We start from the raw sequence: 12480 nt of genomic DNA on the forward strand, positions 1-12480 counted from the left end.
TTCGCGTCAGTGAGCGCGCTCGGCGAGGTTCGCCGAGGCCCACTGCCCCAGCTGGTTCAGGATCGGCAGGAGTCCTTCCCCCGCTGGCGTGAGCGCGTACGACACGGTCACCGGCGGGCCGGCCTCGACCGTGCGCGCGACGAGTCCGGCGTCGGCGAGTTCGGCCAGGCGATCGGAGAGCACGGTGTCGCTGATGCCGTCAACGGCGCGGCGCAGCGAGACGAAGGTCATGGGTCCGCCCCCGAGCGACGACACGATCATGCCGTTCCACCGCTTCCCGAGCACGCTGAAGGCCAGTGTGACGGCGGCGTCGCACACCTGACGCCCTTCGGCGGTCCCGGACATCCCCCCATCCTACCCGTGCTACGTTAACCGATGTCGCTAAGAAAAACAGAGCGACTACGAAAACGAGAGGTAGGCCCATGTCCCTGTTCCGCCTGGATGCCAGCATCCTTCCCGCGTCGTCCGCCAGCCGTGCGCTCGCCGACATCGTCGAGGCCGAGTGGACCGCGTCGCACCCCGATTCGACCGTCTTCCGTCGCGATCTGGCGAGCGACCCCGTGCCCGCGACCGCGTGGGCGGATGCCGTGACGGGTGGATTCGTCGACGAGGCCCAGCGGACCCCTGCGCAGAACGAGGCTTGCGCCCTCGCGACGCAGTTCGCCGACGAGCTCATCGGCGCCGACGCTCTGCTGTTCGCGGTGCCGCTCTACAACTACGGCGTCTCGCAGCACTTCAAGACCTGGTTCGATCTCGCCTACACCGACGCACGCATCGATCCGACCGGCACCGCGTTGAACGGCAAGCCGGCGACCCTGGTCACCGTGCTCGGCGGCAACTACGCGCCCGGTTCGCCCAAGGAGGGCTGGGACCACTCGACCGGCTGGCTGCGACGCGTGCTCGAAGACGTCTGGGGTCTCGATCTGCGCGTCGTGCAGCGTCCGTTCACGCTGGTCGGCGTCAACCCGGCGCTCGACGCGTTCGCCGACACCGCGCGCGAGCTCAAGGAGAACGCCGAAGCCGACGCCCGCACCTACGGCCGCGAGCTCGCCGCGACACGCGACCCGCGGGTGGCCTGAGCCCCGTCTTCGAATCGCGCAAATGGTTCCTTCTGGGCCCCGCATCCGACCGTTTGCGCGATTCGAAACACCTGCGGACAGTCAGCCGGGAAGGCCCGTCGGGTAGGGGTGCGGCAGCCACACGGTCACGATCAGACCGCCGTCCGTCCGCGGGGTGAGGACGAGCGTGCCGTTGTGCGCCTGCGTGATGCGGTCGACGATCGCAAGGCCGAGCCCCGCCCCCGCATGGTCGTCGCCGCGGGTGCGCTCCGCCCCGCGCTGGAACGGCTCGACAAGGGTGGCGACCTGATGTGCAGGCAACTGTTCACCGGTGTTCTCCACGACCAGCGCGACCGCGTGCGGCATCGAGTGCGTGCGCACGGCAACGGCCCCGCCGGTCGGAAGGTTGTGCACGATAGCGTTGAGGACGAGGTTCATGACCAGCTGCGGCAGCAGCGCCGCCGACCCGAGCACCGACGCGGGGACGCCGCCGACCTCCAGTGCGACTCCTCGACGGTCGGCGAGGGGAACCAGCGCCTCGACGGCCTCCTCGGCGAGAAGGGAGAGATCGACGATCTCGCGCGGGAACGTCCGGCGATCCGCCCGGCTCAGCAGCAGCAGCGCCTCCGTGAGGTCGATCGCACGCGTGTTCACCCGCTGCAGTCGGGCGATCAGCTCGTCCACGTCGCGGTCCGGGTCGTCACGGGCGACCTCGAGCAGCGCCTGCGAGATCGCGAGGGGAGTGCGCAGCTCGTGCGAGGCGTTCGCGGCGAACCGCTGCTGCTCGGCGACGTGGGCTTCGAGCTGCTCGAGCATCGAGTCGAAGACATCGGCCAGATCGCGGAACTCGTCGCGAGGGCCGGGCAGCGCGATCCGGTGCGAGAGCGAGCCCTGCGCCGCCAGTCGCGCAGCGTCGCCGATGCGTTCCAGAGGTGCCAGCATGCGTCCGGCCAGCAGCCATCCGCCGCCGAGGCCGATGGCCAGCAGTGCCACCATGACCGTCGAGGCGACCGGCACGAACGCCCTGATCAGGTCGGAGCGGTTGGGAACGCGGATGTCCGCGGAGATCTGCACGTCGGGCACGTAGCGCAGCAGGTACAGGGCCACTGCGGCGAGCAGCAGCAGTCCGGAGACCACCACGATGCCCGCATAGCTGAGGGTGAGCTTGAGGCGAGCGCTCATCCCACGGCGCCTAGGCATCGGCATCCGTTCCGATCCGGTATCCGACACCCGGCACGGTGAGGATGATCCACGGCTCGCCCAGGCGTTTGCGCAGCGAGGAGACCGTGATGCGCACGGCGTTCGTGAACGGGTCGGCGTTCTCGTCCCAGGCGCGCTCGAGCAGCTCCTCCGCGCTGACGACACCGCCCTCGGCGTCGACGAGCACCTCCAGCACGGCGAACTGCTTGCGGGTGAGCGCCACGTAGCGGTCGTCGCGGTACACCTCCCGGCGGAACGGATCGAGGCGAAGGCCGGAGACCTCCAGCACGGGAGGCCGACTGCGCTGGCGGCGACGGTCGAGGGCCCGCAGACGCAGCACCAGCTCGCGCATCTCGAACGGCTTGGTGAGGTAGTCGTCCGCACCGATCTCGAAGCCGCTCGCCTTGTCGTCGAGGCGGTCGGCTGCGGTGAGCATGAGGATGGGGATGCCGCTTCCCGACGCGACGATCCAGCGGGCGATGTCGTCGCCGGAGGGCCCGGGCACGTCGCGGTCGAGCACGGCGAGGTCGTAGGAGTTGATGCTCAGCAGCTCCAGCGCCGTGTCGCCGTGGCCCGCGATATCGGCCGCGATCGCCTCGAGGCGCAGCCCATCGCGGATCGCCTCGGCGAGGTAGGGCTCGTCCTCGACGATCAGCACACGCATGGCAGCGATCCTACGCACCCCGGCATATCGCGAGCATATGGAAAAGCGCATACGCCCTGGCAACCGGCTCCCTTCTTCACTGGGAGCATGAACACCAACAGCTCGTCCCTCCCGCTGCGGGCACGTCGTCGCCGTCGGGCCGCCGGCGCCGTGGTCGCGCTCGCCGCCGCCGTGATCCTGGCGTTCGCGGTGCAGCAGTCGTTGTCCGTGGCTTTCGCCGACACGGCGAAGACGTTCCCCACGCCCGTGCCGACCCCGGTGCCCGACGAGGTGCAGCCCGTCGACGTGCCGGGCGACGCCGACGGAGCGATTCGTGACGGGGATCAGCCCACGGTGTTCGACGTGGACCGCGTCGCGGTCGGCAACCTCGACCCCGCGCTGCTCGACGCCCTGCAGCGGGCGGCCTCGGATGCCGAGCGCGACGGCATCACGTTCCTGGTGAACAGCGGATGGCGCTCGCCGGGGCTGCAGGAACGGATGCTCCAGGACGCGATCGTCGATTACGGCTCGGAGGACGAAGCGCGGCGATGGGTGGCGACACCGCAGACGTCGGCGCACGTGTCTGGCGACGCCGTGGATGTCGGTCCGCTGCCCACGCTCGACTGGCTCGCCCAGCACGGCTCCGACTACGGACTGTGCCAGACCTACGCGAACGAGTCATGGCACTACGAGCTGCGCCCCGAGGCGATCGATCAGGGGTGCCCCGAGATGTATGCCGATCCCACCGAAGACCCGAGGATGCAGCGATGACCACCATGACCGCCCCTCGTCCCGCGATCGCCTCGCGCCTGCACGCGCCGACGCTGACCACGCTCCCCGACGCCGTCGCCGAGAACCTCCGGATCGTCAGGGCGGCGACTCCGGTGCCGATCATGGCCGTCGTGAAGGCCGACGGCTACGGGCACGGTGCCGTCGTCGTGGCAACGGCTGCGGTCGCGGCGGGCGCCGAGTGGCTCGGGGTGACGCAGGTCGCCGACGGCGTCGCACTCCGCGACGCCGGACTCGCGGTGCCCATCCTCTCCTGGCTGAACCCGGCGGGTATCGACGCCGAGGCGGCGGCGGAGCATCGCATCGACATCGCGGTGGGCTCGGCCGAAGAGCTTCGCCAGCTGAGTGCTGAGACGTCGGGCCCGGTCAGGGTGCACCTGCATCTGGACACCGGGATGGCCCGCGGCGGGTCTCCGCTGGACGAGTGGCCCGAGCTGTTCCGACTGGCGCGCGCCGGCAGAGGGCGGATCGAGGTCGTGGGGGTCATGGGTCATCTACCGCGTTCCGACGAAGGGGATCCAGGCGCGAACGCGGCGGCCGTGCTGCGCATGCGGCAGGGCAGGGATGCGGTCCTGCGTGCCGGCCTCGGACCGGTGCTCGTGCATCTGGCGGCGACGTCCGGGGCGCTGACCGATCCCGCGACCCATTTCGGGATGGTGCGGATCGGCGCAGGACTCGTCGGGATCGACCCCTCGGAGACGACGCCACTGATCGGGGCTTCACGATGGACCGCGCCCGTCGTGCATGGGGCTCTCGCCCCGGCAGGGACGGCTGTCGGGTATGCGGGAACGCATGTCAGCCGTGCGGAGACGCACCTCGCGGTGGTGGGCGTCGGCTACGCGGATGGGATCCCGCGAGAGCTCGCGCCGGGCGCCGGCGTCGAGATCGGCGGCGTGCGGTATCCGATCGTCGGACGGGTGTCGATGGATCAGATCGTGGTGGACACGGGTGCCGCGCTGTTCCCGCGCGGCACGATCGCGACCGTGTTCGGGCCGGACGGGGGCGCGGTGCCCTCGGTGCAGGAGTGGGCGCGGTGGGCGGGGACGATCCCGCACACCATCGTCACCGGGATCGGAGCGCGAGTGCGGAGGAGCGCGGCATGACGAGGGTGCTGGTCATCGGGGGAGGGCAGAACGCCGAGCACGACGTGTCGTTGGCGTCGGCGGCCGCGGTCGGTGCAGCCCTGCGGCTGGGCGGTCACGAGGTGACGTGCGTGACCATCGATCGAGACGGCATCTGGCGCGTCGACGGGCGCCCGAACGGGGGATCCGCCGCCGAGTCGCTGGCGCTCGCGCTTCCGCTGCTCACTCGCACGGACGTGGTCTTCCCGGCCGTACACGGTGCGCTCGGCGAGGACGGGGCGCTGGCGGCTCTCTGCGCCCTCGCCGGAGTGCGCGTGGTGGGCTCGGGGCTGCGCGCCGGTGCGATCGGCATGGACAAATGGACGACGAAGCTGGTGGCGGACGCGGTGGGGATCGGCACCGCCCGCGGGCGGCTGATCACGGCGGACGACATCGGGGATGTGGAGTTCGACGGCGAGGTCGTGGTGAAACCGGTCTCGGCGGGGTCGAGCCACGGCGTGAGTCTCGTGACCCAGGAGGAGGATCTGCTCGCCGCGCTGCACGAGGCCGCGCGCTTCGACCGGCGCATCCTCGTCGAGGAGGTCGTCAGGGCGCGCGAGATCGACGTGGCAGTGCTGCGCGAGAAGGGGGGCATCCGGTGGGCGGCTCCGCCGCTGGAGATCCACGCGACCGGTCTCTTCGACACGGCGACGAAGTACGACGGAAGTGCGCGTTTCACGGTGCCGGCGCAGCTCGACGCGGGCGAGGCGGCGGCCCTCAAGCGCGCTGCGATCGCGATGTTCGACGCCCTGGGGTGCGACGGCGTCGCGCGGATGGACTTCTTCCTCACGGACAGGGGTCCCCTGCTGAACGAGGTGAACACGATGCCGGGGCTGACCGCGGCGTCGCAGGTGCCGCGGATGTTCGCCGCGGCGGGAGTGGATTACGTCGACCTGGTCGGCAGGCTCGTGCGCGCCGCGGGGTGAGAGGGAGCCGAGAAGGCATCGACAAGCGCGCCGAGGAGGCGGATGCTGGAGCCATGGCAGCTTTCACAGCGGACAACGCGTTCAGCGGATTCAGCGTCGACGACATCGACGCGGCGGAGGAGTTCTACGGCGCGACGCTCGGGCTCGACGTCGAGCGCAACGCGATGGGGTTCCTCGACCTGCGCCTGCCCCGTGGCGGCTCGATCCTCGTGTACTCGAAGCCGAACCACACGCCGGCGAGCTTCACGATCCTGAACTTCCCGGTGGCGGATGTCGACGCCGCCGTGGACGAGCTCATCGCCCGGGGCGTCCAGACGAAGATCTACAGCGACGAGGAGTTCCCCTCCGACGAGCGCGGCATCGTCCGCGGGAACGGGCGAGGGCCGGACATCGCGTGGTTCCGCGACCCCGCGGGCAACGTCCTCGCCGTCATGCAGGCCTAGCGCGGAGACTGCACCCCCGGGAGCACAAGAGCTTCCCGGGGGTGCAGCCACGCGGGGGTGCGGGTGGAGGAAGTGATGCTCAGTCGAAGACGACGTCCGGGTGGAGGCCCTCGGCGATCAGCCGCACGGCCGAGACGTTCCCGAGTGTGCCGGGGAACAGGTCGGTCGACGGCACCGCGATCAGTCGACCGTCGCGCACGGCGGGCATGTCGGGGAACGTCGCGGCGAGGTAGGAGCGGACGGCCGCCTCGTGCGCGGGGTCGGACACCGCGAAGACGATCGCGTCCGGTGCCTCTGACGCGAGCGACTCCGGGGTGATCTCGGCGGCGAAGAAGTCGGCGAACGCGGGATCGTCCGGCGTGAAGACGTTGTCGGCACCGGCGCGCTTCAGGATGTCGTACTCGATGCCGGCACCGATCGCGGTGAGGGTCGTGCCCTCCACGAAGACCTGGGCGACGCGGGGGCGATCCTTGCCTTCGAGCGCCGCATCGACGGTCGCGAGCTCGGCCTTGGACGACTCGATCAGGTCGTTCGCCTCGTCCTCGACGTGGAAGATCTCGCCGAGGTTCTCGAGGTCGATGAAGAGGTCGTCGACCGTGCCCTCCATGCGCCGGTCGAAGCATCCGCCGGTCGCGGTGTACGCGGCGACGCCGGCCTCGGAGAGCTGCTCGATGCTGGCGAAGCCCTGCTCCGCGGTGAACTCGTAGGTGGTCGGCGAGTAGACGAAGTCGGGTTCGACGGCGAGCAGTTCCTCCCGGCTGGGCGGTGCGTCTCCGCCGATGACGGGCACATCGGCCGCGAGGTCTGCGACATCGCTCGGCAGCTCGTCCGCGGTGGCCTGCGCCTGTCCGACGAGCGAATCGGCGAGGCCCAGGCGCAGCAGCAGCTCGGTCTGCGAGGGGTGCAGTCCGACGACGGCCGTCGGCGTGGCCGGGATCTCGACCGTGCGGCCGCAGTTCTCGATGCTGATCGCCTCTCCGGAGGAGGCGGGCGCTGCTCCCGTGGAGACTCCGCTCCCGCAGGCGGTGAGGGCGATCGCGCCGAGGCCGACGGAGACGGCGGCGAGCAGGCGGGTGGGTCGGGTACGTGGTGTCATTCTTCTTCTCCTAGGTGAGGGGTCGGGGTTGTCTGGGGTGGAAGGTCATCGCGCGTGCTCCCGTGTCGACCTCGACGGCGATGCGGGCGGTCACATGGAAGACCTCGTCGACGAGCGCGGGGGTGAGCACGGTGTCCGGAGCGCCGAAGGCGACGATCCTGCCCTCGTCGATCACCGCGACGTCATCGCAGAACGCGGCGGCGATGTTGAGATCGTGGAGGGCGGCGATCACGGTCGTGCCGAGTCCGCTCACCACACGCATGAGATCGAGCTGGTGCGCGATGTCGAGGTGGTTCGTCGGTTCATCCAGCACGAGGATCTCGCCGCTCTGCGCGAGGGCTCTGGCGAGCATCACCCGCTGGCGCTGACCGCCCGAGAGTCGACGCACCAGCCGGTCGCCGAGATCGTGCACGTCCGCGGTGCGCAGGGCCTGGTCGACGATGTGCTGATCCTCCGGGGTGTCCCGGCTGAACGGCAGACGGTGGGGTGAGCGGCCCACCAGCACCGTCTCGCGCACGGTCAGATCGAACTCGGACGGGGCGTCCTGGAGCATGACGGACACGGTGCGCGCGAGCGTACGCGGCGGCAGCTGCGAGACGTCGACCCCGTCGATCAGGACACGCCCCCGCTGCGGACGCTGACCCGTGAACAGGGTGCGCAGCAGGGTGGATTTGCCGCTGCCGTTCGGGCCGAGGAGCCCCACGATGCGGCCTGTGCCGACCTCGAGGTCGACCCCGTGCAGCACCGTGCGGCCACCGCGGGCGACACTCACGCCGTCGAAGTTCACGCTCATCGGTCGAACCCCGCCCGATCGCCTCCGCTGCGCATCAACCACAGGAAGAACGGAGCCCCGACGAAGGCGGTGAGGATGCCGAGCGGGATCTCGGTGGGCATCGCGACCGTCCGTGCGAGCAGGTCGGCGACCATCAGGAACAGTGCACCGCCGAGGATCGTGATGGGCAGCATCCGCCGATGGTCGGAGCCCACGAGGAGTCGGGCCATGTGCGGCACGACGAGCCCGACGAATCCGATGCCGCCGCTCACGGCGACGATCGCTCCGGTCAGCAGCGAGGCGAGCACGAGCAGCACGCCGCGCACCCGGGTCGTGCGCACTCCGACGGCCATCGCCGACTCGTCGCCCGCGAGCAGCGCGTTCATGGAGCGGGAGAGTCCGAACACCGCGATGCAGGCGATCGCGAGCGCGACCGCAGGGATCAAGAGCGTCGACATGTCGGCGGCCGACACGCTCCCGAGCAGGAAGAACATCACGCTCACGACGTTCTGGGCGTCGGTGGTGAGGGTGAGGTAGCTGGTCACCGCGCTCAGCAGGGCGCCCAGCGCGACCCCGGCGAGGATCATCCTGGTCGGGGACAGCTCTCCGCGAATGCGTGCGAGCATGGCCACCAGGAGGCAGGCGACCATAGCCCCCACGAACGCCGCACCGCTCATCGACAGACCGAGGAAGGTGGCACCGCCCGAGACGATCACCAGCACGGCGCCGACGCTCGCGCCCGAGGAGACGCCGAGGATGTAAGGCTCGGCGAGGGGATTGCGCACGACGGCCTGCATCATCGCTCCGGCGAGAGCCAGTCCCGCTCCCGAGAGTGCGGCCAGGAGCGACCGGGGCACCCGGAACTGCCACACGGCCTGGTCCTGCAGCGGGGTGAGCGTTCCGTCCGTCATCCAGGGCATGCCGGGGATCAGGTGGCCGATCACGATCTTGGCGGCATCGAGGGGGGAGACGGCGACGGGGCCGGTGGCTGCGGAGACCACGAGGACGAGAACGGCGAGCACGGCGATCGTCGTCACGGTCGGGCCTACCGGGAGCACCCGTCGACTTCCTCTGCGGGGCAGAGTGCGCTGTTCGCTCGGCTGCCGTCGGAAGGGCAGGCGTCTGGCGCGTCGTTCGGTGAGAACGGCCGTCGAATCGCTCATCGGGTGCCTCCGGTCGTGCTGCCTGACGCGATGCGCTTCGTGGCCGTGACCGTGACCGATGCTGCGAAGTCGAGCACTGCGAGGCCGAGGTCGTGCAGGGCGACGGACTCGTTCGCGCCGTGGCCTGCCCCCGCTGCCGTCCATGAGCGGGCCGAGCCGCCCGTTCGACGCAGCGACTCGACCATCCGATGCGTGTCGCGTGCGAGGACCCTGCTGTCTTCGCCGAGCACCACTCCCAGGTAGGAGGGGACCGGCGCACCGACCGGAAGCGACTCGGCGCGTGCGAGCGGAGACAGCGCGCCGAGCCGGGCACGGGACGCGGGTGTGCCGTCGTCGCCGAACTCTGCACGCCAGCTCGACCCGAGCGGATGATCCTCGAGGGCGAGCAGGTCGAGCGGGGCCGCTGTGGTCACGAACCCCGCGCACAGCTCCGGATGTTCGAGCGCGCACGCGGCGGCGACGACCCCGCCCAGCGAGGCCCCGGCGAGGACGAGCAGATCCGGGCGGGTGACACCGGCCGCGATGAGACCGCGGGCGACGTCGGCGAGGTCGGCGACCGTGCGGTGCTTGCGCTCGCCGTATCCTGCTTGGCGCCAGGCCTCACCGCGCTCGCCTCCGCCACGGAGCTGTGCGGAGGCGTAGGCACCTCCGAATCCGACCCATGCGGGCACGGTCGGTTCGAACACGGGCAGGTGCGGCACGCCGAAGCCGCCGTAGCAGGTGAGGATCAGCGGCAGCGGGCCCGTCGTCCCCGCGCCCGGGATCCCCTCCGCGGCACTCGGCGACGTCACGTGCACCGTGAGGGTCGCGCCGTCGCCGGCCGGGATGTCGTGGCGCACGGTGGTCGCGCGGGAGGAGGAGGGCGGCAGGATCGTGGTGCCGAGCTGTGCGCGCTCGACGATGCGGGGTGGCGTGAGGGGGCCTTCGACGCCCAGACGCAGTACGCCGTCGTCGACGCCGATCATCGTCGTGGTGAGCACATCGGCGTCGGAGGAGGCAGGTTCTGTGCGGCCGACCTCGATGCCGTCGTCGAGGTCGATGAGCACGCTCCGCCCTTCCGTGACGGCGAGCACCACCACCCGGTCGTCCTGCACCGCGACGTCGACGATCCGTATATCGGGGTCGTGCCAGTGCCAGGGCGCGCGGTCATCTGCCGCATCGGCTGCGGCGTCGATCAGCACGGCATCCAGACCCCGGTCATGCCATACGAGCACCCCGGTGCCGAGTCGCCAGGCGCGGAACAGCGCGGACCACCGTCCCAGCGGCGTCCCCGTCGCCCGGTCGGTCAGAGTGGTTCCCGCACCGGCGGAACTGAGGGCGCGCAGGCCGCTCTCTCCTCCGGGGAACAGTCGCAGCCGGCCCTCGCTCGGCAGGGGAGCCACCTCTGTCTCGCCCGTCTCCACGTCGAGGGTCACGAGCCGGCGGTCGCGGCTGGCGACCACGTCGAGGCTCCGCGAATCGGCCGCCCAGAGCACGGTGTCGTAGCGGAGACGGATGTCGGGGTGGAGGCGCAGTGTGCCGGCGGCGACATCGACGAGGCCGAAGACGGCATTCTCGTCGGCGGTGGGTGCCCATTCCACCGCGATGCGGCTGCGGTCGGGGGAGGGGAAGATGCGATGGAGGTGGCCGTCCGGCTCGATCACGGTCGAGCCGTCGAGGCGATGGATGCCGCGGCGGCTGCGGTCGGCGGCCCGCCCCAGGGTGAAGCCGCCGACCGGGAGCCCCGGCCGACCGTGGCGTTCGGCGCGCGCGAGGGCATCGTCGAGCACGGCCCGATGCGCGTTCATCGGCCCACCAGGTCGTCGACGCGGTCGCCATCGGACGCCCAGAGCAGATGCCCGCCCTCGTCGAGCGGGGTGGGGAGCTCGACCGTCGAGATCTCGGTTCCGTCGAGGAGGAGGATCGTGCCGTCGCCACCGCTGGTGACCGCGATCGTGCCGCCGACGGGGTCGATCGCAATCGACCGGCGCTGCGCGGGGCGACCGTCGACGCCGTCCCACGGCAGCCGTCCGGCGCGAGGGGGATGCGTCATCGCCGGGATCGGCACGACCCGGGAGGCACGTGCCTCCTCGCGATCGATCACGAGCACCGCGTCTCCGTCGGGGTGGATGACCGAGACGGCCGCAACACCCGCAGCCAGCGCGAACCGGAACGCGAGCCCCGGCGGCAGCGGCACGGCGCGGGAGGTTCCGGATGCGAGGTCGATCTCGACGAAGGTGTTCGTCCATTCCGGCCACGATCCCGGCGAGGCCGGCCCCCCGCGCACGATCCCCGTCACCCGCCCGGTGTCACCGGCGAGACGCAGGTAGTACGCCCGTCCGTCGACGGGCCAGGGGACGATGCCGATGGCCCGGGGCGCACCGCCGTCGACGACGAAGCGCTCGAGGCCGCGGCTCGTCGCGATGCCGAGGATGCCGGAGGCGGGGTCGATCACGTCGCCGTGGCCGTCTGCGGCGAGGTCGGTGAGGAGGCCTCCGCGGAGTACCGGCGCGTGGGGGCCGACCGCGAGCGCCGCGGCGAGGGGGATCGTTTCGACGGCTCCCGGTTCGCGGTGACGGAGCACGATCGTCGGTTCGCCCGAGGCCTGGTCGGGAGCCACGACGACCCCGGGTTCGCCGACACGGGCGCGGAACCGCGTGGACGAGTCGGTCGCGAGATCCACGACGGTCACCAGGTCGCTCCAGGCTTCGTCGTTCATGCCCAGGCCGGAGGTGACGACCACGTGACGACCGGACGGGTCGCAGGCGAGGTGCTCGGCGGGGATGGCGATCGGGATGCGTCGTACGGTGCCGCCGCCGACGACCAGAGCGCCGCCGCGGTCGTCGGCGAACGCCCAGCGGTCGTTCGCGCCGGAGGGCAGGCGGAGGAATCCGGCGTGCTCGGCGAGCCAGCTGTCGGCCACCGCGACACGCCGGGAGTCGCCATGAATCTCGAAGACGGTCCCGGCCCGGTGATCAGCGGCGAGGAGGGGGAGGGAGGAAGGCATGTTCGCCAGACTAGTAGATATTGAGAATCATTATCAATTAGGGTCGATCTCGTCCCACCGTGGACCCGCTCCGCACACCGCGGGTCGGAAACTCACTGAAGGAGAACGAAATGGAAAAGCAGATCCTCGCCGAGATCGAAGAGTCCGAGCAGCTGGCGCACCTGTCGGCATCGCACTCCAACGCACTGGTCGAGAACCCCTTCGACTGATCGCGGATCCTTCCGCCGCGCTTTCGAGCGCACTCCAGTCCGGCCGGGCGTTCGCGCCCGGCCGGGCCCTTCAC

14 protein-coding genes are annotated in these 12480 nt (G+C 70.9%); 6 read left to right on the forward strand and 8 right to left on the reverse strand.

Translation table 11 applies throughout. From position 1 onward, the window contains the following. Positions 1-6: 6 nt before the first annotated feature. Entirely contained in the window at positions 7-345 is a 339-nt protein-coding gene (locus tag HDC31_RS14885; RefSeq protein ID WP_113681692.1) for a helix-turn-helix domain-containing protein, read from the reverse strand. A 77-nt stretch (positions 346-422) separates the two neighbouring features. On the opposite strand from HDC31_RS14885, the gene HDC31_RS14890 reads away from it, so the two are divergent. Then, entirely contained in the window at positions 423-1079 is a 657-nt protein-coding gene (locus tag HDC31_RS14890; RefSeq protein WP_113681693.1) for an FMN-dependent NADH-azoreductase, read from the forward strand. Between the two features lie 81 nt (positions 1080-1160). On the opposite strand, the gene HDC31_RS14895 is transcribed toward HDC31_RS14890, so the two are convergent. After that, positions 1161-2240 carry a HAMP domain-containing sensor histidine kinase gene (locus HDC31_RS14895; protein WP_046746905.1) on the reverse strand — a complete coding sequence of 360 codons (1080 nt, stop codon included), beginning with the start codon at positions 2238-2240 and terminating at the stop codon, positions 1161-1163. A gap of 10 nt (positions 2241-2250) precedes the next feature. Next, positions 2251-2922 (reverse strand): response regulator transcription factor, encoded by a 672-nt coding sequence (locus HDC31_RS14900; RefSeq protein ID WP_046746904.1) that lies wholly within the window; start codon positions 2920-2922, stop codon positions 2251-2253. Between the two features lie 87 nt (positions 2923-3009). Between HDC31_RS14900 and HDC31_RS14905 the strand changes: the two genes are divergently transcribed. The 4 genes from HDC31_RS14905 to HDC31_RS14920 are packed head-to-tail and all read left to right on the forward strand — an operon-like array spanning position 3010 to position 6180. Next, positions 3010-3672 carry a M15 family metallopeptidase gene (locus HDC31_RS14905; protein ID WP_113681694.1) on the forward strand — a complete coding sequence of 221 codons (663 nt, stop codon included), beginning with the start codon at positions 3010-3012 and terminating at the stop codon, positions 3670-3672. Next, entirely contained in the window at positions 3669-4793 is a 1125-nt protein-coding gene (gene alr / locus HDC31_RS14910) for an alanine racemase (protein WP_113681695.1), read from the forward strand. Before HDC31_RS14905 ends, alr begins: the two co-directional genes overlap by 4 nt. Beyond that, positions 4790-5737 (forward strand): D-alanine--D-alanine ligase, encoded by a 948-nt coding sequence (locus HDC31_RS14915; protein ID WP_061018644.1) that lies wholly within the window; start codon positions 4790-4792, stop codon positions 5735-5737. The genes alr and HDC31_RS14915 overlap by 4 nt, the downstream gene beginning before the upstream one ends. A 53-nt stretch (positions 5738-5790) precedes the next feature. Beyond that, the gene (locus HDC31_RS14920) at positions 5791-6180 is read left to right on the forward strand and encodes a VOC family protein (protein ID WP_046746974.1); all 390 of its coding nucleotides are present in this window, start codon (positions 5791-5793) and stop codon (positions 6178-6180) included. Positions 6181-6259: 79 nt separating this feature from the next. On the opposite strand, the gene HDC31_RS14925 is transcribed toward HDC31_RS14920, so the two are convergent. Genes HDC31_RS14925 through HDC31_RS14945 form a run of 5 tightly spaced genes read right to left on the reverse strand, consistent with a single transcriptional unit; the run spans position 6260 to position 12197 of the window. Next, entirely contained in the window at positions 6260-7276 is a 1017-nt protein-coding gene (locus tag HDC31_RS14925) for an ABC transporter substrate-binding protein (protein WP_046746898.1), read from the reverse strand. 10 nt (positions 7277-7286) lie between these two features. Continuing rightward, positions 7287-8069: an ABC transporter ATP-binding protein gene (locus HDC31_RS14930; RefSeq protein WP_113681696.1), complete on the reverse strand. Its 783-nt coding sequence runs from the start codon at positions 8067-8069 to the stop codon at positions 7287-7289. Next, positions 8066-9211 carry an iron ABC transporter permease gene (locus HDC31_RS14935; RefSeq protein ID WP_197077665.1) on the reverse strand — a complete coding sequence of 382 codons (1146 nt, stop codon included), beginning with the start codon at positions 9209-9211 and terminating at the stop codon, positions 8066-8068. Before HDC31_RS14935 ends, HDC31_RS14930 begins: the two co-directional genes overlap by 4 nt. After that, positions 9208-10998, reverse strand: coding sequence for a prolyl oligopeptidase family serine peptidase (locus HDC31_RS14940; protein ID WP_179516285.1), 1791 nt, complete (start codon positions 10996-10998; stop codon positions 9208-9210). The genes HDC31_RS14935 and HDC31_RS14940 overlap by 4 nt, the downstream gene beginning before the upstream one ends. Then, a complete protein-coding gene (locus tag HDC31_RS14945) occupies positions 10995-12197 on the reverse strand; it encodes a hypothetical protein (protein ID WP_179516286.1) in 1203 nt (400 codons plus the stop codon). Before HDC31_RS14945 ends, HDC31_RS14940 begins: the two co-directional genes overlap by 4 nt. Before the next feature lie 110 nt (positions 12198-12307). On the opposite strand from HDC31_RS14945, the gene amiA reads away from it, so the two are divergent. Continuing rightward, a complete protein-coding gene (gene amiA / locus HDC31_RS20320) occupies positions 12308-12406 on the forward strand; it encodes a streptamidine family RiPP (protein WP_017831216.1) in 99 nt (32 codons plus the stop codon). Positions 12407-12480 lie beyond the last annotated feature (74 nt).

Source organism: Microbacterium sp. JAI119 (assembly GCF_013410135.1).
Classification (GTDB): domain Bacteria; phylum Actinomycetota; class Actinomycetes; order Actinomycetales; family Microbacteriaceae; genus Microbacterium; species Microbacterium oxydans.